This window comes from Pantoea sp. Ap-967 (assembly GCF_011752565.1).
Lineage (GTDB): Bacteria > Pseudomonadota > Gammaproteobacteria > Pseudomonadales > Pseudomonadaceae > Aquipseudomonas.
The window spans coordinates 125,637-149,731 of record NZ_VWXK01000013.1; the positions used below are offsets into that span (position 1 = coordinate 125,637).

Sequence of the window (24,095 nt, forward strand, 5' to 3'; positions counted from 1 at the left end):
CATGATCAAGCATTGGATCAACGGCCGTGAGGTCGAAAGCAAAGACACCTTCGTCAACTACAACCCGGCCACCGGCGATGCCATCTGCGAAGTCGCCAGCGGCGGCGCCGAGGAAGTCGCCCAGGCCGTGGCTGCGGCCAAGGAAGCCTTCCCCAAGTGGGCCAACACGCCCGCCAAGGAACGCGCCCGCCTGATGCGCAAACTGGGTGAGCTGATCGACCAGAACGTGCCGAAGCTGGCCGAACTGGAAACCCTCGACACCGGCCTGCCGATCCACCAGACCAAGAACGTGTTGATTCCGCGCGCCTCGCACAACTTCGACTTCTTCGCCGAAGTGTGCACCCGCATGGACGGCCACAGCTACCCGGTCGACGACCAGATGCTCAACTACACCCTGTACCAGCCGGTGGGCGTGTGTGGCCTGGTATCGCCGTGGAACGTGCCGTTCATGACCGCCACCTGGAAGACCGCGCCATGCCTGGCCCTGGGCAACACCGCGGTACTGAAGATGAGCGAGCTGTCGCCGCTGACCGCCAACGAGCTGGGCCGCCTGGCGGTCGAGGCCGGCATTCCCAATGGTGTGCTCAACGTGATCCAGGGCTACGGCGCCACCGCTGGCGACGCCTTGGTGCGCCACCCGGATGTGCGTGCGATCTCGTTTACCGGCGGCACCGCCACCGGGCGCAAGATCATGCAGACCGCTGGCCTGAAGAAATACTCGATGGAGCTGGGCGGCAAGTCGCCGGTGCTGATCTTCGAAGATGCCGACCTCGATCGCGCCCTGGACGCTGCGCTGTTCACCATTTTCTCGCTCAATGGCGAGCGCTGCACCGCCGGCAGCCGCATCTTCATCCAGGAGAGCGTATACCCACAGTTCGTCGCCGAATTCGCCGCCCGCGCCAAGCGCCTGATCGTCGGTGATCCGACCGACCCGAAGACTCAAGTAGGCTCGATGATCACCCAGGCGCACTACGACAAGGTCACCGGCTACATCAAGATCGGCATCGAGGAAGGCGCGCGCCTGGTTGCCGGCGGCCTGGAGCGCCCTGCCAACCTGCCGGCGCACCTGGCCAAGGGGCAGTTCATCCAGCCCACCGTGTTCGCCGATGTGAACAACAAGATGCGCATCGCCCAGGAAGAAATCTTCGGCCCGGTGGTGTGCCTGATTCCCTTCAAGGACGAAGCCGAGGCACTGCAACTGGCCAACGACACCGAGTACGGCCTGGCCTCGTACATCTGGACCCAGGACATCGGCAAGGCCCACCGCCTGGCCCGTGGCATCGAGGCCGGCATGGTGTTCATCAACAGCCAGAACGTGCGCGACCTGCGCCAGCCGTTCGGCGGCGTGAAAGGCTCGGGCACCGGCCGCGAGGGTGGGCAATACAGCTTCGAAGTGTTCGCCGAAATCAAGAACGTGTGCATTTCCATGGGCAGCCACCATATCCCGCGCTGGGGCGTGTAAAGGCCGCTCTCATGGAAAAATCATAAATTAAAGGGAATTTCTGTAGGAGCGGGCTTGCCCCGCGAATCGGGCGACGCGGTGCGTGGCACCGGCTTTGCCGGTGTTCGCGGGGCAAGCCCGCTCCTACAGAGATCGCGGCAACATCCCCGCTCCCACACGATAACAACAACGTCTTAACGGAGGCTTCCATGGGCAAAGTCGCACTTGCCGCCAAGATCACCCATGTACCGTCCATGTACCTGTCCGAACTGCCTGGCCCACGCCAGGGCTTTCGCCAGGCAGCCATCGACGGCCATTACGAGATCAGCCGCCGCTGCCGTGAGCTGGGCGTAGACACCATCGTCGTGTTCGACACCCACTGGTTGGTCAATGCCAACTACCACATCCTCTGTGGCGAACACTTCCAGGGGGTGTACACCTCCAACGAGCTGCCGCACTTCATCAGCAACATGCAGTACGAATTCCCCGGCAACAAGGAACTGGGCCTGATCCTGGCCGAGGCATGCAACCGCCTGAACGTCGAGACCATGGCCCACCACGCCACCACGCTCGGCCCGGAATACGGTACCCTGGTGCCCATGCGCTACATGAACCAAGACCAGCACTTCAAGGTGGTTTCGGTATCGGCGCTGTGCACCTCGCACTACCTGGCCGACAGTGCCCGCCTCGGCTGGGCCATGCGCAAGGCCGTGGAAGACCACTACGACGGCACCGTGGCGTTCCTTGCCAGCGGCTCGCTGTCGCACCGTTTCGCCCAGAACGGCCAGGCCCCGGACTTCGCCACCAAGGTGTGGAGCCCGTTCCTGGAAACCCTCGATCACCGCGTGGTGAAGATGTGGGAAAACGCCGAGTGGGCAGACTTCTGCGCCATGCTCCCCGAGTACGCCTCCAAGGGGCATGGCGAAGGCTTCATGCACGACACGGCGATGCTGCTCGGCACCCTCGGTTGGTCGAACTATGACGGCAAGGCCGAGGTCGTGACCCCCTACTTCGGCTCGTCGGGAACTGGCCAGATCAACGCCATCTTCCCGGTCACCCCCCAGGACGGTTCGGCGATCCCGCAAGCGCAGGCGGCCAATCCGGCCGCCGTGGCGTCCACCAGCCGCCTGTAACCCACCCGTTCGCAACTGGCCATCCCCGCGATGGCCGGGTGCTTCTCGCTGAGGATGCCCTCATGCCACACCTGGTTCTGCTCTACACCCCCGACCTGGAAACCGATGCCGACATTCCCGGCCTATGCCGCGCACTGGCCGACACCATGCTGGAACAGCGCGACGGCCAAGGCCACGCCGTGTTCCCAACAGGCGGCACCCGCGTGCTGGCCTACCCCGCCGCGCATTGCGCAGTGGCCGACGGCAAGGGCGAATACGGTTTCCTGTACGCCAACCTGCGCATGGGTACCGGCCGCAGCGCAGAGGTGCACAAGGCGGTAGGCGACAGCCTGCTGGCGGTGCTCAAGGCCCGCCTCGACCCGCTGCTGCAGCAACGCCCGATCGGCATCACCGTGCAGATCGACCACAGCACCGCCCAGGTCTACGACGCCAAGCACAGCACGCTGCACCCGCTGTTCAACCGCTAGCCCTCGGCACGCCCCGACTCATTACAGAACAAGTACAAAAACATGAGCACACTCGACCACGCCTCACCCAACGAGGCCCCTGTTGACCGGGCCGAAAGCACCCACCGGGCAGTTACCTGGCGGCTGATGCCGCTGCTGCTGGTGTGCTACCTGTTCGCCCACCTGGACCGCATCAACATCGGCTTTGCCAAGATGCGGATGAGCCAGGACCTGCAGCTGTCAGACACCGTCTACGGCCTTGGCGCCGGGCTGTTCTTCATCGCCTATGCCCTGTTTGGCGTACCCAGCAACCTGATGCTCGACCGGGTTGGCCCACGCCGCTGGATCGCTTGCCTGATGGTGGCCTGGGGCCTGCTGTCGACCGGCATGCTGCTGATTGAAAGCAGCAGCGCCTTCTACCTGCTGCGCTTTGCCCTGGGCGCGGCCGAGGCCGGGTTCTTCCCGGGCATCCTGGTGTACCTCAACCGCTGGTATCCCGCCGGGCGCCGTGCCCAGGTAACCGCACTGTTCGCCATTGCCGTGCCCTTGGCCGGCGTGATTGGCGGGCCCGTGTCGGGCGCTATCCTGGCCTTCATGCACGACACTGGCGGGCTGCGCGGCTGGCAGTGGATGTTCCTGCTCGAAGGCGCACCGGTGGTGCTGCTGGGCCTGGTGGTGCTGGCCGTACTGCCCGAGCGCTTCGAGCACGTCAGCTGGCTGACTGCGCAACAAAAGGCCACCCTGCGTGGCCAGTTCGGTGAGGAAGAACAGCGCAAGCCGCTGACCTCATTCAGCGCCCTGTTTGCCAGCCCCGCCGTGTGGCTGCTGGTGGCGGTGTATTGCGCGGTGATGCTGGCCGTGAACACCCTGGCGTTCTGGATGCCCAGCCTGATCCATGGCGCCGGTATCGGCAGTGATGCCAGTGTCGGCCTGCTCAGCGCCCTGCCTTACTTGGCCGGCTGTGTGTTCATGCTGGCCTGCGGGCGCTCCAGTGACCGCCAGCGTGAACGCCGCTGGCACCTGTGCGTGCCCCTGCTGATGGCCGCCGCCGGTATTGCCATTGCCGCCATCGCCCCGCAACAGGCAGTGCCGGTGCTGGCAGGCCTGGTGCTGGCCGGCATGGGCGCCAGCGCCGCCTTGCCGATGTTCTGGCAATTGCCCCCGGCCTTCCTCAGTACCCGCACCCTGGCCGCCGGTATCGCCCTGATCAGTTCGCTGGGCAGCATCGCCTCGTTCTTCACCCCCTACTTCATCGGCTGGGTACGCGACACCACCCACAGCGCAAGCCTGGCGCTGTACGTGCTTGCCGTGTTCATCGCCCTGGGTGGCCTGCTGGTGCTGCGCACCCGGGCTGCCATCGTCAACCCTTGAATCAAGAGACCGCTACCATGCTAGACAACGCTTTCATTCAACACGCTGCCGAACGCCTCGACCAGGCCGAACGCTCCCGCGAGCAGGTTGGCCAGTTTTCCCTGGAACAACCCGCCATCACCATCGAAGACGCCTACGCCATCCAGCGCGCCTGGGTTGCGAAAAAGATCGCTGCCGGGCGCAAGCTGGTGGGCCACAAGATCGGCCTGACCTCCCGCGCCATGCAAGTGTCGTCGAACATCACCGAGCCCGACTACGGCGCCCTGCTCGATGACATGCTGTTCGACGAAGGCAGCGATATTCCGTTCGAGCGGTTCATCGTGCCGCGTGTGGAAGTCGAGCTGGCGTTTATCCTCGGCAAGCCGCTGAAGGGCCCTAACGTGACGGTGTTCGACGTGCTCGACGCCACCGAGTGGGTGATTCCGGCGCTGGAGATCATCGATGCGCGCATTCAGCAGGTCGACCCGCTCACCCAGGCCACCCGCAAGGTCTTCGACACCATTTCCGATAACGCCGCCAATGCCGGCGTGGTCATGGGTGGCCGCGCCGTGCGCCCTACCGACATCGACCTGCGCAAGGTGCCGGCCGTGCTCTACCGCAACGGCGTGATCGAGGAGTCCGGGGTTAGCGCCGCCGTGCTCAACCACCCAGCCAAAGGCGTGGCCTGGCTGGCCAACAAGCTGGCGCCATACGACGTCACCCTGCAGCCAGGGCAGATCATCCTCGGTGGCTCGTTCACCCGCCCGGTTGCTGCACGCCCAGGCGACACCTTCCACGTCGACTACGACATGCTCGGCTCGATTGCTTGCCGCTTCGTTTGAGGACCTGCCCATGGACATGCCTATCAACCATTTCAAGCAGCGCCTGCGCAGCGGCGAGCCACAAATCGGCCTGTGGCTGGGCCTGGCCAATGCGTACTGCGCTGAACTGGCAGCCAATGCAGGTTTCGACTGGCTGCTGATCGATGGCGAACACGCGCCCAACGACCTGCGCGGCATGCTCGCCCAGTTGCAGGCAGTGGCGCCCTACCCCAGCCAGGCGGTGATTCGCCCAGTGATTGGCGATACTGCGCTGATCAAGCAGGTGCTGGATATCGGCGCGCAAACCTTGCTGGTGCCGATGGTCGAAAGCGCCGAACAGGCGCGCCAGCTGGTCAAGGCCATCCACTACCCGCCAACGGGTGTGCGTGGCGTGGGCAGTGCGCTTGCCAGGGCTTCGCGCTGGAACAGCATTGCCAGCTACCTGGATCATGCCGACGAACAGATGTGCCTGCTGGTACAAATCGAGAACAAGGAAGGCCTGGCCAACCTGGACGCGATCGTAGCCGTTGAGGGCGTCGATGGCGTGTTCATCGGCCCGGCAGACCTCAGCGCAGCCATGGGGCATCGCGGCAACCCTGGGCACCCCGAGGTTCAGGCCGCGATCGAAGCGGCCATCGTGCGCATCAGCCAGGCGGGCAAGGCCGCCGGTATTCTCAGTGCCGACGAGAAACTGGCGCGGCGCTACATCGAGCTGGGGGCTGCATTCGTGGCGGTTGGCGTGGACACCACCGTGCTGATGCGGGGTTTGCAAAGCCTGGCGGGCAAGTTCAAGGGAACTGCCGTGGCCACCACCGGTGGCGGCGTGTACTGATACTTCACGCCCGCGCGCGCCCCACCCCCCCCTGTAGGAGCGAGCGCAGCTCGCGATGGGCTGCAAAGCAGCCCCGGCGTTCTAAGCCGCGAAGCTCAAGCCCTGGGGCCGCTGCGCGCCCCATCGCGAGCTGCGCTCGCTCCTACCTGGGCAGCGTCGGTCTTGAGAATAGGCCTGATCAGCAGGCCAGCCCACGCACGCTCGCGCTTTGCGAGCGCAGTACCGCAGCGCCATAGATCGCCAGCACACTGATCGAGCAGGCCCCAGAGAACAACAGCACGGCCATGTAGCCATAGGTTTCGATCAGCAAGCCGCCAACCGCAGGCCCTACCGCCGCGCCGATCGACAGGCACAACGCGCCGAGCACCACCAGTCGCCCTGACACATCGAACTCGGCCGTCACCCCGAAGGTGTAGGCCAGCACGAAGCTGATGGAAAACAGGAAGCACATTACCCCGGCAACGTATGTGGCAAGCGAGGAAAACTGCGCCAGCAACACCAACCCGCCGACCTCCGCGGCGATGATCAGCGCCACCGGCAAAAAGCGCCCGGCCTTAAGGCCAATCGAAGACGCAATGAAACCGCCGCCCGCATTGATGATAAAGCCCAGCGCCAGCACCGTCCCGATGGTGTCCGATGACAAACCGCTCTTCTTGCCCATCAGTTCGAGAAAGGCCCACACCGACATGATGCCGGTGAGAAACACCAGGCTGGCCAGCAGGCTGAGCCAGGCAATGGTTTGGCTTTGCCGGCATACCGGCAACGGCTCCCCGGCCCCCGCCTCCTGGCGTCGTGCGCTGTGGCGAGGCACCCAGGGCAAGGAGGCAATGCCCATCAGCAGCATGCTGATCGCCAGCGTGATCAACATGCCCTGCAAGCCCCAGCGGGGCGCCAGCGCGACCGGCAGCACGATCAGCAGCAACGCGCCCGGCACGGTTTCCATGCCCAGCTTGAAGCCGAACGCACGCTCAGGTTGCGAGCTGTCCCCGAAAATGGTCATTGCCAGCGCATACAATGCGCCGGTTCCCGCACCTGCCAGGGCCATCAACAACACCAGCGCCGGGTAAGCCGGGCCACTGCACATGCCGATCAGCGCAGCGGCGACCAGCAGCGAAGCCAGGGTGGAAATGACCCGCCAGCTCACCCGCTGAATCCACAGTACCGACGCCAGGGCAACCAGCCCGAAGCCCAGGTTCATGGCCATCGCCAGGTTCCCCAGCTGTTGCTCGCCATAGCCGAATTGCTCGGCAAACGCGCCGAACAACACCGGGAGCACGTTGAGCAACAAGGCGCCGCCGGCCGATACCAGGCCTGCGCAGAGGTAAACGGAGGTTTTGTCGATCGGATTGGATATTATTGTTTTCATAGGCTGATCCTGGGCTGAATAGGCTTGTCTACAGCGGTTTCGCAACACTCCCTGTCGCCGTCGGGGCGAATTACCGGCGCCCCACCCGGTACGCATTGAGCTGGCGGCTGACCTTGCCAAGGCTGCAGATCACCGCACGGAAACGCTCCTTGCCGGGAATTCGGCGGCGCGGGATCGAGCGCATGGCGTGCCAGGCCGGCGAGCCGCCAGTCATGCCGTCGACGATGACCTTGGCAATCACCTGGCTGGGCGTGACGCCGAACCCGGAATAGCCCTGCACGTAGAACACGTTGTCGTGCTCCGGCAGCGTGCCCACTTGCGGGAACAGGTTGAGCGTGCAGTCCATCGGCCCGCCCCAGGCCAGGTCGATGCGCGTGTCGGCCAGGTAGGGGAACAGGCGCATGAGCTTGTTGTGGTTCCAGGCCTTCAGGTCACGGGGCACGTACTCAAGCAACATGCCGGCCGTGCCGTACATGAGCCGGTTGTCCGGCGTGATCCGGTAGTAGTCGATGATCGGCGTGATGTCGCTGAAGGCGCCGCGAATGGGGCTGATACGCTGGATCAGCGCATCGGACAACGGCTCGGTGACCGTGTTGAAGGCGTACACATTGATCGCCGTGCTGTCGAGCGAGCGGTCGAGCTTGTTGAGGAAGGCGCCGCAGCTGAACAGCAGCTTGTCAGCCCGCACCGTGCCCTTGGCGGTGCGCACGGTCACCTTCGGCCCATACTGGACCTGCAGCACCGGCGACTGCTCGAAGATGCGCCCACCATACTGTTCGGTGAACGCCTTCGCCTGGCCCAACAGCAGGTTCAGCGAATGAACCTGGCCATTGCCCATGTGCTTGAGGCCGCAGGTATAGATGTCAGCGCCCACGATACTACGCACCTCGGCGCCCTCCAGGTAGCTGATTTCCTGGTCGGGGTTGAGGCTTTGAAAATCCTTCGCCCAGGCCTGCAGCAGCTTGCCCTGGCGTTTGTTGAAACCCATGTAGCCATAGCCATGGCGAAAGTCTGCCTGGATGTCGTAGCGGGCGATGCGCTGCTTGATCAAGCTGGCACCCAGGTCGCTAATCTCGAATATCGCCTTCAAGCCCTCGGGGCCGACGTCTTTCTCGATGGTTTCCAGGTCGTGGCCGATGCCGGCCATCACATGCCCGCCGTTGCGCCCGGAGCCGCCAAAGCCCAGGTAGTTGGCTTCCAGCACCACCACGTCGGTAATGCCTCGTTCGGCCAACTCCAGGGCGGTGTTGATACCTGAAAAACCACCCCCGACAATGACCACCTGCGCGTCTATATCCCCTTCCAGGTCACCGTAGTGCAGGTCGTACTTGCGGGTCATGGTGTAGTACGAGGACGGGTTTTCCAACGAGAGCGACATGCAGGCCTACCTTATTGTTAGGAAATACGCACCTTCCAGGCTTGCGCAGCGAACCGGCTGCCCGGGGGCTCGGTGTGTTGCCACCCAACCAGTGTGCAACGCACGCAGGTGCGCGGCATGTACCGCCTTGCCGGACTTTTGGTCATGGTTGCCATTGCCGTCTGCCCGGGGCCCGGGCAGCCTGTGGCCGGTCAGAAACGCTCGGCGGGGTCGGTGGTCATCAGCATCTGTTGAAACCGCTCAAGAAAGATCGACTCCGCCTGGGTCAGTTTCTGTTCCCGGTTCCACAACAGGTAGATGTTGACGTCGATGACCCCCTCCCACGGTGGCAGGCGCCACAGCGCATTGCTTTGCACCTGCGCGGCGACGATATGCTCCGGCAGGCAGCCGATGCCATAGCCGGCATCGACCAGGCGCAGGATTTCATCCAGGCTCGGCGACGAGGCGATCAACCGCCCGGTAAAGCCGTGCTGGTCGCGAAACACCGTCAGCGGCGACAGGTTGCCGCCAATCTGGTCACTGGTGAAACTCACGAAGTTCTCACCCTGCAGGTCGCTCACGTTCAGGTTCTTGCGCCCGAACAGGCGGTGGCGTTGGCCACAGAAGAAGGCGTAACGCTGCTCCAGCAATACCCGCTGCTCCAGCCTCGGCTGGGGCGTGCGGCACAGGCTAAGGCCAAACGATGCGGTTTTCTGCAGCAGCCCGCTGACCACGTCGGCACTGCGCAGCACGTCGATTTCCAACTCCACCTGCGGGTAGTCGCTGTGAAACCGTGCAAGAAACTCGTCGTAGGCACGCGACTGGATACGGCTGATGCTCAGCAGGCGAATCTTGCCGGTGACCGTCTCGGCCGGGCTGTCCAGCGCCGGCCCCAGGCGCGACACCATGCCGTACAACTCAGCGGCAATCTGCATCACTTCCTCGCCTGCCTTGGACAACGTGATGCGCGGGCCGCGGCGCACCACCAGGGCGCTGGCCAGTTGTTCCTCCAGGCGCCTGAGCGCCTGGCTGACCGCCGGCTGGCTCAGGTGCAGGCGCGCCGCCGCACGGCTGATGCTGCCCTCCTGCCCGATCACCAGGAAGGTGCGCAGCAGGTTCCAGTCCAGCCGGTCGTTGAGAAAGCGCTTGGCTTCCGGGTCCCGGGCGGACGGCATGGCAGGCTTGGTCATTATTGGCCCTACTTATACTCAAGTATTTAAATTAGAAGCTTTTCGTAGGGTACGACTTGCCTCACCATCCGGCAATGCACCGCCAGAGTGCCGTGGTCCAGCCTGCGCCGGACGCCCTTTCTCCTGCCTATAGAACAATGACATCCAGGAGCCTCAGATGACGAGCCACACCCCCACCCCGCGCCGTGCCGCGGCGGCTGCCTTCATTGGCACCACCATCGAGTTCTACGATTTCTACATCTACGCCTTCGCCGCCGCCCTGGTGCTGGGGCAGCTGTTCTTCCCCAGTGAAAACCCGATGCTCAGCACCATGGCCGCGTTCGGCAGCTTCGCCGTGGGCTTTATTGCACGGCCATTCGCCGGCATGGTGTTCGGCCACCTGGGTGACCGTCTGGGGCGCAAGAAGATGCTGCTGGTGACCATCGTACTGATGGGCGTGGCAACCACCTGCATCGGCCTGCTGCCTACCTATGCCCAAGCGGGTATCTGGGCACCCATTGGGTTGATTTTCCTGCGCCTGTTGCAAGGCATCTCGGTTGGCGGTGAATGGGGCGGCGCAGTACTGATGGCCAGCGAACATGCGCCCAAGGGCCGCAAGGTGTTCTTCGCCTCGTTCGCCCAATGGGGCAGCCCGGCCGGCCTGCTGCTGGCCTTGATCGCCTTCCGCTTCATCACCGGCATGGAACAGGAAGCGCTGATGAGCTGGGGCTGGCGCATTCCGTTCCTGATGAGCGGGCTGCTGATGATCGTTGGCCTGGTGATCCGCTTCGGCGTACCGGAATCGCCGGAATTCGCCAAGGTCAAGGACAGCGCCCAGACCAGCGACAACCCGGTACTGGAGGTTCTGCGCAAGCACTGGCGCAACATCCTGTTCGCCGCCCTGGCGGTGACCATTGGTTCCGGTGGCTTCTTCTTCACCAACACCTTCATGATTACCTACGTCACCCAGTACCAGGGCATCGCCAAGACCACCATCCTCAATTGCCTGTTCGTGGTCACGATCCTGCAGTTTCTCTCGCAGCCCTGCTCGGCCATGCTGGCCGAGCGCCTGGGCGAGGGGCGCTTCCTGAAAGGGGTCGCCTCGCTGTGCATCGTCGCGCCCTACCCCATGTTCCTGCTGGTACAAACCGGCGACGTGGTCTACATGACCGCTGGCATTACCCTGGCCGTGGTCCTGCTTTCTGCCTTGTATGCCGTGATCGCCGGCTACATGGCCGAAGCCTTCCCGGCCCGGGTGCGCTATTCGGGCATTTCCATCGCCTACCAGCTCGGCAGCGGCCTGACCGGTGGCCTCACGCCGATGCTGGGCACCTTCCTCGCTGGCCAGTTCGCCGGACAATGGCTGCCACTGGCGCTGTTCTTCAGCGTGCTGGCCCTTATGTCGCTGACCGGTGTCATGGGCCTGTCGCGCTTGCGCAGTGCGCAGAAACGCCCGGCCGCCCTCTCCACTTCCCAAGGAATCGCCTGATGAGCAAGCCTCTTCTCATGTCGGATATCGAATGGCAAGCGCGCTGCGAGCTTGCCGCGCTGTACCGGCTGGTCGCCTACTACCGCATGACCGACCTGATCGACACGCACATCACCCTGCGCGTGCCCGGCCCCGACCGGCACTTTCTGATCAACCGTTACGGCGTGGCCTTCGAAAAAATGCGCGCCAGCGACCTGGTGCTGATCGACCTGGACGGCAACGTGGTCGACAGCCACTACAACGGCGGCAAGGTCAACGCGGCCGGGTTCGTCATCCACTCGGCCATCCACGAGGCGCGCCCGGACCTGCACTGCATCGTCCATACCCACACCGCCGCCGGCATGGCCGTGGCTGCCCAGCGTGACGGCCTGCTGCCGCTGACCCAGCACGCGCTGAAGTTCTACGGCAACCTGGCCTACCACACCTACGAAGGCATTGCCCTGTCGCTGGCCGAGCGCGAGCGCCTGGTGGCCGACCTGGGCCCGCACAAGGCGATGATCCTGCGCAACCACGGCTTGCTCGCGGCCGGTGGCAGCGTGGCGGCTGCCTTCCATGAAATCTACTTCCTCGAACGCGCCTGCCAGGCGCAGGTGCAGGCCATGTCCGCAGGCGTTGCGCTGAACGTGCCTTCGGAGGATGTGTGCCGGCACACTGCTGCGCAGTTCGGCCGTGATGGCATCGACGGCATCATCGACATGGCCTGGCAGGCCGCGCTGAGCCTGATCGACGAGCAACGCAGCAACTGGTGCAGCTGACATGGGCAAACTCATACTGCTTTGCCAGAACCCCGCGCTGACCGACTGGTTGGCCGCGCTGTTCGCCGAACACGCCCCGCAGCTCGATGTGCTGCGCCCAGGCGACGCCCAGGCACACCTGGCCGAGGTGGCCGTGTGCTGGTTCCCGCCCGCGGGCAGCCTGGGCCAGCTGCCGAACCTGCGCTTGCTGCACTCGATTGGCTCGGGGGTCGATCACCTGGCCCAGGACAGCTCGCGTGACCCGGCCGTGCCGGTCTGCCGGGTGGTCGACCCCGACCACACCTTGGGCATGAGCGAGTACGTGCATTGGGGCGTGCTGCACTTTCACCGGGGTTTCGACCAGGTAATTGCCGGCCACGGCCGGCAGCACTGGCAACGGCCGGTGCAGCGCAAGGCCGAGCACTTCAAGGTCGGCGTAATGGGCCTGGGTGCGATTGGCGCGCCGGTGGCGCAGCGCCTGGCCGGCGCAGGCTACGACGTGCGCGGCTGGGCCCGCACGCCAAGGCAGATCGAGGGCATCAGCACCTTCGCCGGCGCCCCTTCGCTGCACGGCTTCCTCGCTGGGCTGGATGTGCTGGTCAACTTGCTGCCGCTCACCGCCAGCACCCAGGGTGTGTTGAACCACGCGGTTTTCCGCCATATGGCGGACGGCAGTGCCCTGATCAACTGTGGGCGCGGCCAACACCTCGATGCCGAACACCTGCGCCAGGCGCTGGCCAGCGGCAAGCTGCGTGGCGCCTTGCTCGATGTGTTCGAGCAGGAACCCCTCCCCGCCGACGCGCCACTGTGGCACATGCCCGGGGTCTGGGTGACCCCGCACATGGCGTCGGCGGCGTCCGACCTGTGCATTGCCCGTCAGGTGGCCGACAACGTGTCGCGCCTGGCTGCCGGGCTTGAATTGAACAACCGAGTCGATGCCGAACTGGGCTATTGATCGCACGCTTTACCAGGAGGTCCTACATGAAGACGTTTTTCCACCCGGCGCAGCGCCTGCACCACCCCCGCTCCTACCTGTCGCGTGGCCAGATGCGCGAGCCCCAGGAGCTGCCCAGCCGCATCGACCCGCTGCTGGCAGTGGTCGAGCAACTGGGCTACCCGCTGCACCAGCCCGCCGACCACGGCCTGGCGCCGCTGGCAGCCGTGCACAGTGCGGCCTACCTCGACTACCTGAGCAGCGCCTACCAACAGTGGCACGAAGTGCCGGAAGACTGGGGCGATGAGGTGATGTCCAACATCTTCATCCGCGAAGGCAACCCGCTGCGGGGCATTCTCGGCAAAACCGCCCGCTACCTGGCGGACGGCAGCTGCCCGATTGGCGAGCACACCTGGCAGTCTGCCTATTGGTCGGCGCAAAGCGCCGTCGCTGCTGCCCATGCAGTGATCGAAGGCGACCAGGCCGCCTACGCCCTGTGCCGGCCACCGGGGCACCATGCCCGGGCCGAGGCCGCCGGTGGTTTCTGCTTCCTGAACAACGCCGCCATCGCCGCCCAGGTACTGCGCGGCAGGTTCGCCAAGGTGGCGGTGTTCGACACCGACATGCACCACGGCCAGGGCATCCAGGAAATCTTCTACGACCGGGATGACGTGCTGTACGTGTCGATTCACGGCGACCCGACCAACTTCTACCCGGTGGTCGCCGGCTTCGATGACGAAACCGGTACGGGGGCAGGTGCAGGCTTCAACCTCAACCTGCCCATGGCCCACGGCGCCAGCGAGGCGGACTTCTTCGCCTGCATGGACCAGGCCGAAGCGGCGCTGCGGGCGTTTGCCCCGGATGTGCTGGTGTTGTCGCTGGGCTTCGACATCTACGAGAACGACCCGCAATCGAAGGTTGCCGTGAGCCATGAAGGCTTCCGCCGCCTCGGCCAGCGGATCAAGGCGCTGGGCCTGCCGTGCGTGGTGGTTCAGGAAGGGGGGTACGACATTGCCACCCTGGATGAAAATGCCTCGCGGTTCTTCCACGGTTTGACGGCCTGACGGCCTGAAGGGTGTTCGCGCGGGTATTTGCAGCGCCTGGGAGATCGAGCGCCGCCCGTGCGGCGCTTCGCGAGCTGCGCTCGCTCCTACGTTTGTTTCGGGCCAGTGAGTCCTGGGGGTTTGGCACGCGAACGCCTTGGCGCATGGCGCAATATCGCGTCGTACCAACAAGGCGGTCGCGCGCGCCTGTCACAGGCGTTACTGGCCAAAAACAAACGTAGGAGCGAGCGCAGCTCGCGAAGCGCCGCGCGGGCGGCGCTCGATCTCCCAGGCGCTAAAAAACCAACGGCGAACACCTGGCGGCCCACACCCCCTCTCAAAACAGGCGCACAACGCTCACAAAATCCCCAGGCATTTCCTACAAAACCGCACTGGTAGCAGCACCACTCGCAAAATATCCTACAACCTCTGTCGGCTCGCGTCTGATTGTGACTGGAAACCCATCCTTCTAGGCTTTCCAGGTCGCTGAATAGTTCAGCGATCGGGGTGTGGAAACCCTGGCAATTCATATGGCTGCTGTTGTCATGACAGCCGTACACGGGAGGCTTCCGAGCCTACCGGGTTTGCCATGTGCCTGGTTTTCCACCCCGTGTACGGCTGTCACCCTAATGTGTGGAAACGGATGGGTGGCACGTGATCACATGGAGCTGCCATGAAACAAATCGTCCCCGACCCTCCCTACGAATTCAACCTGCCTGACGGCGTCACCCTCCCCCATGCTGTGATGATCGCCGCATGCACACCCACCATTCAGGGAGAGAACGCATGACCGCCGACAACCACACCACCCCCGGCAAAACCTGCTTCTACCAAGGCGATACCCTCAAACAGCCTTTATTCCAGATAGCACCTGGCATCCCTTGCCAGCATGCCCGCGACCAGGCCTCGGAACTGATGGGCTGCGTGCGCGACCTGACGCTTTCCGCCGTGATGGACAGCGATCCGCAATTGATCTGGGCTGCGCATTACTTGAGCGCGCTAGCCAAGGCCTTGCTGGATGATGCGGAGCTTGGGATGGGCCGCTAAATCTTGTGCCGGTGAATCCGCAATGTTTGAAATTGCGGGTGGGGCCGGCAGGTGTTCGCCGTTGGATTGTTTGCGCCTGTGAGATCGAGCGCCGCCCGCGCGGCGCTTCGCGAGCTGCGCTCGCTCCTACGTTTGTTTCCGGCCAGTAACGCCTGTGGCAGATGCGCGCGACCGTCTTGTTTGTACGACGCTATATCGCGCTATGCGCCAAAGCGTTCGCGCGCCAATCCCCCAGGACTCACTGGCCCGAAATAAACGTAGGAGCGAGCGCAGCTCGCGAAGCGCTGCGCGGGCGGCGCTCGATTTCACAGGCGCTGCAACTCCCTCGACGAACCCGCATCATCCCACCCCAACCCCAGCGACTTGTGCAAGGCGGCGAAATCCTTCAACAACTGCGCATCGCCCGCTACCCGGTTCTGCTGGGCGTCGAAGCGGGTGCGTTCGGCGTCCAGCCAATCCAGGGTACTGGCGGTGCCGGCGCGGTAGCGCTGGCGGGTCAGCTCGGCTGCGCGCTCGGCGCTGGCCTGAATGCCGCGCAGCAGCACCACGCTCTCACGCTGGTGGCCGTAGCGCACCAAGGCACTGTCGGCATCGCGCAGCGCTTGCAGCACGGTGCCACGGTATTGCGCCAGGGCAAGGTCGCGGCCCGCCTCGGCGCCTTCGACCGAGGCCTTCACCCGGCCAAAATCAAGGGCATTCCAGGTCAGGCGCGGCACCAGCAGCCAGGTGGCGTTGTCCTTGCGTGCCAGGTGGCCTGGGTCGGCGGCGCTGAAGCCCAGGTCGCCCAGCAGGCTCAGCTTGGGAAACCAATCGGCGGTCTTCTCGCCAATCTGCGCATTGGCCGAGGCCAACTGGCGCTCGGCTGCGCGGATGTCCGGGCGCGCCTTGAGCATGGCGGCCGGGTCGGCCAGCGGCACCTGGGCCGGCACGCTGGGTAAGGCGGCGGAAGCTTGCAACTGCGCGTCCAGCTCGCCTGGTTCCTGGCCGCATAGCAGGGCCAACTGGTCGAGGGATTCAACGATCTGCGCCTGCAATGGCAAGCGTTGCGAGCGCGTGGTGTCGGCCTGGGTAATCACCTGCTCCAGTTGCAACTCGCTGGCCACGCCGCGACTGCGGCGCTGGCGGGTCAGCTCCAGCACCTGCTGCTCCAGCTCACTGGACGCATCCACCAGCGCCAGGCGCTGCTGGCGATCACGCAAGTCGACATAGGCCTGCACCACTTCGGCGGCCAGCTGGACCTGGGCATCGGCCAGCTGCGCAGCACTGGCGGCGGCACTGGCATCGGCCGCCTCGATGGCGCGGCGGGTGCCGCCGAACAGGTCGACCTCCCAACTGGCATCGAAATCGGCCAGGTACAGGCTCAACGGCCCACGCCCGCCTCCGCCCCCTTCACCACCGGCGAATTGCGAGACATCCGGCGAACGCATGCGCAACATCGTGGCGTTGGCCGACACCTTCGGCCGCCCGGCGGCCTGCTCGCTGGCCAGGCCCGCACGCGACTGGCGCAGGCGCGCTTCGGCCTCGGCCAGGGTCGGGCTATGGGCCAGGGCTTGGTTGACCAAGGTGTCGAGCTGGGCATCCCCCAGGCTGTGCCACCACTGGGCCGCAGGCGGCGCATCGGGCCTGGCGGGCTGGTCATGGGCCAGGCGCCCGGCGGCCAGGGTTTTTCCGGCCACCTGCGGCGCGCCTTGGTAATCGGGGCCCACGGTGCAACCGGTGATTGCCGCCAGCACCAGGGTGGCCAGTAAAGTCTTCTGAATCATCGGGCATTACCTTGGGGTTTGCGGGTTTTGAGCAACAAGGCCAGTGGAATGCAGGCCAGCAGCGCCAGCCCCAGCAGTAGGAACGTTTCACCGTAGGTCATCACCAGTGCTTCGCGGGCGATGGTTTGCGCCAATTGCCCCAACGACTGCATCTGCGCGTGGGCCAAGTCACCACTGCGACCCAGGAAAGCAGCGGTACTGGCAGCCATCTGGTCCTGCACCAGGGTGCTGTTGGCATGCACCGACTCGCGCAGCACGGCATCGTGGTACTGCTCGCGGCGGTCGACCAGTACGCCGATCAACGCCAGGCCAATGGAGCCGCCGAGGTTGCGTGCCATGTTGTAAAGGCCCGCCGCATCGCCGGCCTCCTCGGCCTTCACCGCCGACATCGAGGCCTGGTTCAGCGGCATCATCGCCAGGATCTGGGCAAAGCCGCGCAGGATCTGCGAGCCCCAGAAGTCGTGGCCAACGCTGTCGGCAGTCAGGTTCACATCAAGCAGGCAACTGATGCAGAACAGCGCGAGGCCAAGGCTTACCAGCCAGCGCGCCGGATAGCGCCCCAACAGCCTGGGTAGAATAGGCATCAGCATGAAGGCCGGTATGCCCGACAACAGCATGATCGAGCCTGCCTGCTGGGCGTTGTAACCCGACACGTTGCCGAGAAACTGCGGCAGCAGGTACGAGATGCCATAGATACCCGCGCCCACCACCGAAACGATCAGGATCACGCTGGCGTAGTTGGCGTTGCGCATCAGGCTCAGGCGAATGATCGGCCGCTTGGCGGTGAGCTGCCCAAGGGTGACCAACACGAAACCGAGCACCGTCAGTAGGCTCAGCCAGATGATCATGTGCGAATCGAACCAACGCTCACGCTGGCCCTCCTCCAGCACCACGGTCAGCGAGCTGAGGCCCAGGGTCAGGCCGACGATGCCCAGCCAATCGGCTTTGAACAGCTGCTCAAGGTCCAGCTTGTCGCTCTTGAGCCCTGTCCACAGCAAGGTCACCAGGGCAATGCTCACCGGCAGGTTGAGGAAGAAGCACCAGCGCCAGCTGGCATTCTCGGTCAGCCAGCCGCCCACCACCGGCCCCATCAGCGGGCCGAGCAACACCGTCAAACCGAACACACTCATGCCAATGGGCAACTGATGCTGCGGCAACCGGGTGCGGATGATGGTTTGCGCCGTCGGGATCATCGCCCCGCCGGCAAAGCCCTGGCCGATACGGCCCGCAATCATTCCGGCCAGGCTCTCGGACATCCCGCAGTACATCGAGAACAGTGTGAACAACACGGCCATGCACATCAGAAACCGGCGCAGGCCGAACACCCGGGTCAACCAGGCGGCCAGCGGAATCATGACGATCTCGGACATCAGGTAACCGGTGCTGATCCAGGTGCCTTCGGTGCCGGTGGCGCCAATCTGGCCCTGAATTTGCGGCAATGCCGAGTTGGTGATGGAAATGTCCAGGGTCGCCAGTAGCGCGCCAAGCGAGCCCGCCGCCACGGCGATCCAGTCGGTCAGCGATGCATTGGCCGGGCGTGCCTGAGCGTTGCCTGCACTGAGCGCCGCCTCAGCCATGGTGGGCATCCGGGCCGGTGCGGGTGTCGACATCCACGGTCACCGACAGGCCGGGCACCAACGCCGGGCGCACTGCCTCGGGGATATCCAGCACGATGCGTACCGGCACCCGCTGCACGATCTTGGTGAAGTTGCCGGTGGCATTGGACGGTGGCAACAGCGCGAACTGGGCACCGGTACCGGGCGAAATGCTGTCGACATGGCCGCTGAGGTTTTGCCCCGGCAGCGCGTCGACGTGCACGGTCACCGTTTGGCCAGGACGCATGGCGCCGATCTGGGTTTCCTTGAAGTTGGCGGTCAGGTACAGCGACTGCACCGGCACAATGGTCATCAGCCGCGTACCCGGCTGCGCGAACTGGCCAACTCGCACGCTGCGGTCGGCCACGCGCCCGGCGATCGGGCTGGTCAGCAGGGTGTCCTGCAAGTCGATGTCCGACTGCCGGGCGCTGGCCTGGGACACCGCCAACTGCGCCTGGGCCTGCTGCAACTGGGCTTGCAGGGTGCCGACCTTGACCTGGGCGGCGCGCAGTGCGGCCTGCTTGGCGACCAGGGTGGCGTCGGCCCGTGACTGCTCGTTGGTCAGGTCCGCCAGGCGCTCTTCGGTTTCGGCGCCAGAGCGTGCCAGTGGCGCGTAACGCTGAACCTGCCCACGGGCATGGCGCAGGTCCGCCTCGGCACCGCTGAGCTCGGCCTTGGCCTGGGCAATGCTGGCGTCCTGCTGGGCAAGTTCGGCTTCGGCACGGGCCACGTCGGCCTGGCGAGCCTTGACCGTGGCCGTGGACTGGTCGGCCGCGGCTTGATAGTTGCCATGATCGAGGCGCGCGACCGGTTGGCCCGCCTCGACCTGCTGGTTATCGGCCACCAGCACCTCGGCGATGTAGCCACCGACTTTCGGCGCGACCGTCATGCTGTCGGCCTGCAGGTAGGCATCGTCGGTGGTTTCGATGTACTGCCCGACAAAGTACCAGTGCCCTCCCCAGCCCAGTGCGGCAACCGCGGCAATGGCACCGAGCGACAGCAGCACGCGCTTGGGACTGCGGCGCTTTTCGCTGGGTATTTCAGGGGCCTGGGCAGGCTGCAGACGGTCTTGCTGACCGAGGGGGCGATCGGAGGACATGCCGGGAAATCTCGAAATTATTCCAGTTGCTACAAAATGAGATTTTGGCACTTTTATGTCAAGTGGTATATTTTCACCACCCACTCCACCAGGTTGTTTTCATGGCCCGACACAAACCCACCGCCGAAGGCGGCTACCAACGCGGTGAAGAAACCCGCGCACGCATCGTCGACAGCGCCTTGCGGCTGTTTGGCGAGCGCGGGTTCGAGGGCGCCTCCACCCGTGATATCGCCACGGCAGCTGGGGTCAACGCGCCGGCGCTGCAGTACTACTTCGACAACAAGCAAGGGGTGTACACGGCCTGCATCGAGTTGATCCTCGACCGGGTCTGGGAGCAACTGGCCGCCCCAGTGGCCTGTGCCGAAGCGCTGGTGGAGGATGCCGCGTGCTCCGACGCGCAGCTGATCGATTGCTACCTGGGCCTTCTGGGCAGTTTCATCGCGTTCATCCATGACAGGCCCTCAGCCGTGGACTGGCGCCGTTTCATGGCGCGCGAACAGGCCGGCCTCGGCCCGCCCGGCACCCTGGCGCTGATGGACGAGCGCCTGCACCGGCGCCTGGGCACCGTCACCTGCACGCTCATCGGGCGCCTCACCGGGTACGCCGCCAATGATGAGCGCACCCTGATCCGCACTTTTGCCCTCAACAGCCAGGCCATGGTGTTCCGGGTGCTGCGCCCCCAGGTACTCGGGGTGCTGGGGTGGGATACGATCGATCAACAGCGCACCCAGGCGGTGCGTGAGGTGCTGCTGGGGCAGACCCGGCTGACCCTGCAAGCGCTGGTTGCCGATCGCGATGCGAGGCTTGCAAGGTAGCGCCTTGGCGATAAAAAGCCCCTTCCTACAGATTTGAGCCGCCTCAATCCCCTGTAGGAGCGAGCGCAGCTCGCGATGGGGCGCGCAGCGGCCCCAGGTTCTCAGCTTCACAGCACAGGATGCCGGGGCTGCTTTGCAGCCCATCGCGAGCTGCGCTCGCTCCTACCGGGCCGGATCCAGCGGCCGCGCTGGAAAGCGCGATTCGCAGCGCAGAATTTCGGCCACCACCTGCGCCGTTGCCGCCTCCAGGGTGCCCTCGTTACGGCACAGCACCCAGCCCTGCTCGGCCACCGCTCGCTCGAAGGCCTGGGTGCAGGCTGCCTGCTCTTCAACGGTGAACAGCACCGTACTGCCAAGGCCCCGTGTGCGGGCGGCCGCCCTGGCCCAGGAAATACGCGGGTCGGTGACCACGCCCACATGCAGGTCGGGCACCTGCACGCCCCGTTCCAGGTTCAACTGCAGGATGTCTGCAAAGGGGATGTTGCGGCGAAAGGCGGCATCGGACGGATACCAGCGGTCGATCAGGATGATGCTGTCCGCCGGCTGCCTGGGCAGCACATGCTGTGAAATCCAGGCGCGGCTGTCGGCAAGCCGCTCACACACGTTGAGTTCCAGCGCCCGCGAGGGCGCCCTTGCGAGGGCGTTGACCAGGGCCATGGTTTCGCCCCGAAAAGGGTCGCTTTTGCGTTCGCAAAGGCGGATGACCTTGCGCTTTTCTACGCGCAGGGCCTGGGTGACGGCCTCCAGCAACGTGGTCTTGCCGGTGCCCTTGGGGCCATCCAGGGAAACGAACAACGGACGATTCATGGTGCGATGAGGGTTTGGCGCAAGTGAGCGGGGGGGCAGGCATGATGCACGGAAAGTGGGTCAGGGTCGCCTTTTTTCGCCGCGCAGCTGTCGAACGATGCTGTACTGTACGTCAGATATCTCTCCAGGCACGGGCCCAATGACATTCGACCCCCAAGTAAACCTAACCAACTGCGATCGCGAGCCGATCCAGATCCCGGGCAGCATCCAACCCCATGGCTGCCTGCTTGCCTGCGATGCCTCAGCCCGCATGGTGTTGCGCCACTCGGCAAACCTGGCCTCGATGCTCGGTATCAGCGGGGAGATCAACGGCCAGAAACTGCATGCGGTGCTCGGCGACGAGGTGGCGCACACCCTTCGCAACGCGCTTGCGCGCACCCGGGAAGGGGCCCGGCCTTCGCTGACCTTTGGCGTGCAGCTCCCGTGCGGACGGGCCTTCGACATCTCCGCCCATGTGTTCAAGGGCACCGCGATCATCGAGTTCGAACCTGCCGGTGCCAGCATTGCCGAGCCCATCGAGCTGGCCCGTACCCTGATCGCACAACTGCGGGAAATCGACCAGACCCATAAACTGTTTCGCGACGCCGCCCGCTTCGTGCGGGCCGTGCTCGGCTATGACCGGGTGATGATCTACCAACTGGGCGCCGACGGCGCCGGCAAGGTGGTGGCCGAAGCCAAGCGCGGCGACCTGGAAAGCTTCCTCGGCCAGTATTTCCCTGCCTCCGACATTCCCCAGCAGGCCCGTGCGCTGTACCTGCGCAACCCCATCCGAATCATTTCCGACGCCCAGTTCAAGCGCGTGCCGGTCGAGCCGGTGCTGGACCTCTCAGGCGAACCCCTCGACTTGTCCTACGCCCACCTGCGCAGCGTCTCGCCGATTCATTGCGAGTACCTGACCAACATGGGCGTGGGCGCCTCGATGTCGATTTCGGTGATTGTCGATGGCCAGTTGTGGGGCTTGATCGCCTGCCATCATTACGCACCGCGCACCCTGGCCATGGGCCAGCGCGTCGCCGCCGAAATGTTCGGCGAGTTCTTCTCGCTGCACATCGAAACCCTGCGCACCCGGCAGCACCTGGAGGCCGCTGTCAACGTGCACAAGGCGTTGGATTCCTTGTTGCGCGATGCCAACCATTCCCAGGACATAGAAGCGTTCTTTCATTCACGCCTGGCCGAGTTCCAGTCGCTGATCCCCTGCGACGGTATCGGCATGGCGCTGCAGGGCCGCTGGACATCGGCCGGCCTCACCCCACCCAAGGCCGCCCTGCCCGACCTGCTGCGCCTGGCGGAGGTGGTCAGCGAAGGCCGCACCTGGGCGTCGAACCGCCTGTCGATGGCCCTGCCTGCTGCCCAGGCCTATTTCGCCGACGTGTCAGGGGTACTGCTGATCCCCATGTCGCAGCAGCCGCGGGACTACCTGATGCTGTTTCGCAAGGAAGTGGTGGAGACGCTGGATTGGGCCGGCGACCCGAACAAAACCTACGACAGCGGCGCGCTGGGCGACCGCCTGACCCCACGCAAGAGCTTTGCCATCTGGAAGGAAACCGTACACCAGCAATCGCTGCCCTGGAGCGAACAGGACCGCCAGTTCGGCGAGGCCATCCGCACCGCCGTGGTCGAGGTGGCGCTGCACAACAGCGAGCTGCTGGCCAACGAGCGTTCCAAGGCCGAGGTGCGCCAGCGCATCCTCAATGAAGAACTGAACCACCGGGTGAAGAACATCCTGTCGCTGATCGGCGCACTGGTGGCCCACCCGACCTCGGAAAGCCAAACCCTCAAGGACTACGTGGCAACGCTCAAGGGCCGAATTCACGCCCTGTCCCTGGCCCACGACCAAGTGGTGCGCGGCGACGGTGGCGGGCGCCTGGCGGCCTTGCTCGAAGCCGAGCTCTTGCCCTACCGCACTGCGGCGCAAGCCATCGAACTGTCAGGCCCCAACGTGATTCTCGATGCCCGCGCCTACTCGGTGATGGCGCTGGTGCTGCACGAATTGGCGACCAATGCGGCCAAGTATGGCGCGCTGTCGCGCGCTGGCGGCAAATTGTGCGTGAACTGGACACTGGACGCCGGCAATGCCTGTGACATCACCTGGCGTGAAAGCGACGGCCCAACGGTTCGCCCGCCGAGCCGCAGCGGCTTTGGCACGGTATTGATCGACCGCAGCATCCCCTTCGACCTCGGTGGCACAAGCAACGTCGAGTACCTGCCCGAGGGGCTGCGCGGGTTCTTCAGAATTCCGGCCAAGCACCTGTCGGTGGCACAGCAGCCAGAAGCCGCAAGCCCGGCCGCACCCTTGGCCCAGGCCCACGAGGCTTTCGCCGCGCGGGTGGACACCTGCGTGCTGATCCTCGAAGACCAGTTGGTGATTGCCGTGGGGCTGGAGCAGATCCTCAACGATGCGCAGATCAAGGATGTGATCACCGCCAGTTCCGAGGATGAAGCCCTGCGCCTGTTGGGCAGCCGGGTGCCGCATGCGGCGATCCTGGACATCAACCTGGGCACCGGTACATCGATCTCGGTGGCCGATGAGCTGCTGCGCCGGGGCATTCCGTTCCTGTTCGCAACGGGCTACGGCGACAGCGTGAGCATTCCCGAGCACTTGCGCCAGGTATCGGTGATCCGCAAGCCCTACGATGCCAATGCCATCCTGACCAGCCTGCAAAGCCTCCTCTGACCGCTCTCTGATTTAACCGATAACCCTGTAGGAGCGGGCTTGACCCGCGAACACCGGCTTAGCCGGTGCCATGCACTGCGGTGCCTGCTTCGCGGGGCAAGCCCGCTCCTACAGGGCAATGTTCCCTGCGCGACCGCGCCGTACCGAAGCTCCCCCCAAAGGGTGATTCCGGCCACCTGC

Annotated in this window: 20 protein-coding genes; 13 read left to right on the top strand and 7 right to left on the bottom strand. The window is 64.7% G+C overall.

The window, feature by feature from the left end; all coding sequences use genetic code 11:
* Position 1: 1 nt before the first annotated feature.
* From hpaE to hpaI, 6 genes are all read left to right on the top strand, one after another.
* Positions 2 to 1,462: a 5-carboxymethyl-2-hydroxymuconate semialdehyde dehydrogenase gene (hpaE, locus tag F3J45_RS15935; RefSeq protein ID WP_167064463.1), complete on the top strand. Its 1,461-nt coding sequence runs from the start codon at positions 2 to 4 to the stop codon at positions 1,460 to 1,462.
* 188 nt (positions 1,463 to 1,650) lie between these two features.
* The gene (gene hpaD / locus F3J45_RS15940; protein ID WP_167064355.1) at positions 1,651 to 2,574 is read left to right on the top strand and encodes a 3,4-dihydroxyphenylacetate 2,3-dioxygenase; all 924 of its coding nucleotides are present in this window, start codon (positions 1,651 to 1,653) and stop codon (positions 2,572 to 2,574) included.
* 62 nt (positions 2,575 to 2,636) lie between these two features.
* Positions 2,637 to 3,041 carry a 5-carboxymethyl-2-hydroxymuconate Delta-isomerase gene (locus tag F3J45_RS15945; protein WP_167064358.1) on the top strand — a complete coding sequence of 135 codons (405 nt, stop codon included), beginning with the start codon at positions 2,637 to 2,639 and terminating at the stop codon, positions 3,039 to 3,041.
* 42 nt (positions 3,042 to 3,083) lie between these two features.
* Positions 3,084 to 4,391, top strand: coding sequence for an MFS transporter (locus F3J45_RS15950; RefSeq protein ID WP_167064361.1), 1,308 nt, complete (start codon positions 3,084 to 3,086; stop codon positions 4,389 to 4,391).
* 17 nt (positions 4,392 to 4,408) lie between these two features.
* Positions 4,409 to 5,212 (top strand): 2-oxo-hept-4-ene-1,7-dioate hydratase, encoded by an 804-nt coding sequence (hpaH, locus tag F3J45_RS15955; RefSeq protein WP_167064363.1) that lies wholly within the window; start codon positions 4,409 to 4,411, stop codon positions 5,210 to 5,212.
* Positions 5,213 to 5,228: 16 nt separating this feature from the next.
* Positions 5,229 to 6,023: a 4-hydroxy-2-oxoheptanedioate aldolase gene (hpaI, locus tag F3J45_RS15960; protein ID WP_304622152.1), complete on the top strand. Its 795-nt coding sequence runs from the start codon at positions 5,229 to 5,231 to the stop codon at positions 6,021 to 6,023.
* A gap of 178 nt (positions 6,024 to 6,201) precedes the next feature.
* Here the strand turns inward: hpaI and F3J45_RS15965 are convergent, their stop codons facing one another.
* The 3 genes from F3J45_RS15965 to F3J45_RS15975 all read right to left on the bottom strand — a co-directional run bounded on the left by F3J45_RS15965 (position 6,202) and on the right by F3J45_RS15975 (position 9,936).
* The gene (locus tag F3J45_RS15965) at positions 6,202 to 7,389 is read right to left on the bottom strand and encodes an MFS transporter (RefSeq protein ID WP_167064371.1); all 1,188 of its coding nucleotides are present in this window, start codon (positions 7,387 to 7,389) and stop codon (positions 6,202 to 6,204) included.
* Between the two features lie 70 nt (positions 7,390 to 7,459).
* Positions 7,460 to 8,767, bottom strand: a complete 1,308-nt coding sequence (locus F3J45_RS15970; RefSeq protein ID WP_167064374.1) for an FAD-binding oxidoreductase — start codon at positions 8,765 to 8,767, stop codon at positions 7,460 to 7,462.
* A gap of 191 nt (positions 8,768 to 8,958) precedes the next feature.
* A complete protein-coding gene (locus F3J45_RS15975; protein ID WP_167064377.1) occupies positions 8,959 to 9,936 on the bottom strand; it encodes a LysR family transcriptional regulator in 978 nt (325 codons plus the stop codon).
* Positions 9,937 to 10,093: 157 nt separating this feature from the next.
* On the opposite strand from F3J45_RS15975, the gene F3J45_RS15980 reads away from it, so the two are divergent.
* The 5 genes from F3J45_RS15980 (at position 10,094) to F3J45_RS16000 (ending at position 15,162) form a co-directional block, all read left to right on the top strand.
* Positions 10,094 to 11,404 (top strand): MFS transporter, encoded by a 1,311-nt coding sequence (locus tag F3J45_RS15980; protein WP_167064379.1) that lies wholly within the window; start codon positions 10,094 to 10,096, stop codon positions 11,402 to 11,404.
* Positions 11,404 to 12,159 (top strand): class II aldolase/adducin family protein, encoded by a 756-nt coding sequence (locus F3J45_RS15985; protein WP_167064381.1) that lies wholly within the window; start codon positions 11,404 to 11,406, stop codon positions 12,157 to 12,159. The genes F3J45_RS15980 and F3J45_RS15985 overlap by 1 nt, the downstream gene beginning before the upstream one ends.
* 1 nt (position 12,160) lies before the next feature.
* The gene (locus F3J45_RS15990; RefSeq protein ID WP_167064384.1) at positions 12,161 to 13,093 is read left to right on the top strand and encodes a glyoxylate/hydroxypyruvate reductase A; all 933 of its coding nucleotides are present in this window, start codon (positions 12,161 to 12,163) and stop codon (positions 13,091 to 13,093) included.
* Positions 13,094 to 13,119: 26 nt separating this feature from the next.
* A complete protein-coding gene (locus tag F3J45_RS15995; protein ID WP_167064387.1) occupies positions 13,120 to 14,136 on the top strand; it encodes a histone deacetylase family protein in 1,017 nt (338 codons plus the stop codon).
* Between the two features lie 765 nt (positions 14,137 to 14,901).
* Positions 14,902 to 15,162, top strand: a complete 261-nt coding sequence (locus F3J45_RS16000) for a DUF3077 domain-containing protein (RefSeq protein ID WP_167064390.1) — start codon at positions 14,902 to 14,904, stop codon at positions 15,160 to 15,162.
* Between the two features lie 305 nt (positions 15,163 to 15,467).
* Here F3J45_RS16000 and F3J45_RS16005 read toward each other — a convergent pair whose 3' ends face one another.
* From F3J45_RS16005 to F3J45_RS16015, 3 genes are read right to left on the bottom strand one after another with little or no spacing between them, the layout of a single operon-like run.
* Positions 15,468 to 16,925, bottom strand: a complete 1,458-nt coding sequence (locus F3J45_RS16005; protein WP_167064393.1) for an efflux transporter outer membrane subunit — start codon at positions 16,923 to 16,925, stop codon at positions 15,468 to 15,470.
* The gene (locus tag F3J45_RS16010) at positions 16,922 to 18,502 is read right to left on the bottom strand and encodes a DHA2 family efflux MFS transporter permease subunit (RefSeq protein WP_167064396.1); all 1,581 of its coding nucleotides are present in this window, start codon (positions 18,500 to 18,502) and stop codon (positions 16,922 to 16,924) included. Before F3J45_RS16010 ends, F3J45_RS16005 begins: the two co-directional genes overlap by 4 nt.
* Positions 18,495 to 19,619, bottom strand: coding sequence for an HlyD family secretion protein (locus tag F3J45_RS16015; RefSeq protein ID WP_167064399.1), 1,125 nt, complete (start codon positions 19,617 to 19,619; stop codon positions 18,495 to 18,497). The genes F3J45_RS16010 and F3J45_RS16015 overlap by 8 nt, the downstream gene beginning before the upstream one ends.
* 101 nt (positions 19,620 to 19,720) lie before the next feature.
* On the opposite strand from F3J45_RS16015, the gene F3J45_RS16020 reads away from it, so the two are divergent.
* A complete protein-coding gene (locus tag F3J45_RS16020) occupies positions 19,721 to 20,434 on the top strand; it encodes a CerR family C-terminal domain-containing protein (protein WP_167064401.1) in 714 nt (237 codons plus the stop codon).
* Positions 20,435 to 20,596: 162 nt separating this feature from the next.
* Here F3J45_RS16020 and F3J45_RS16025 read toward each other — a convergent pair whose 3' ends face one another.
* On the bottom strand, positions 20,597 to 21,241 hold the full coding sequence (locus F3J45_RS16025) for a dTMP kinase (protein WP_167064404.1): 645 nt from the start codon (positions 21,239 to 21,241) through the stop codon (positions 20,597 to 20,599).
* Between the two features lie 139 nt (positions 21,242 to 21,380).
* Here F3J45_RS16025 and F3J45_RS16030 point away from each other — a divergent pair, with 139 nt between their 5' ends.
* A complete protein-coding gene (locus F3J45_RS16030) occupies positions 21,381 to 23,915 on the top strand; it encodes an HWE histidine kinase domain-containing protein (protein ID WP_167064407.1) in 2,535 nt (844 codons plus the stop codon).
* The last annotated feature ends 180 nt before the right edge of the window (positions 23,916 to 24,095 follow it).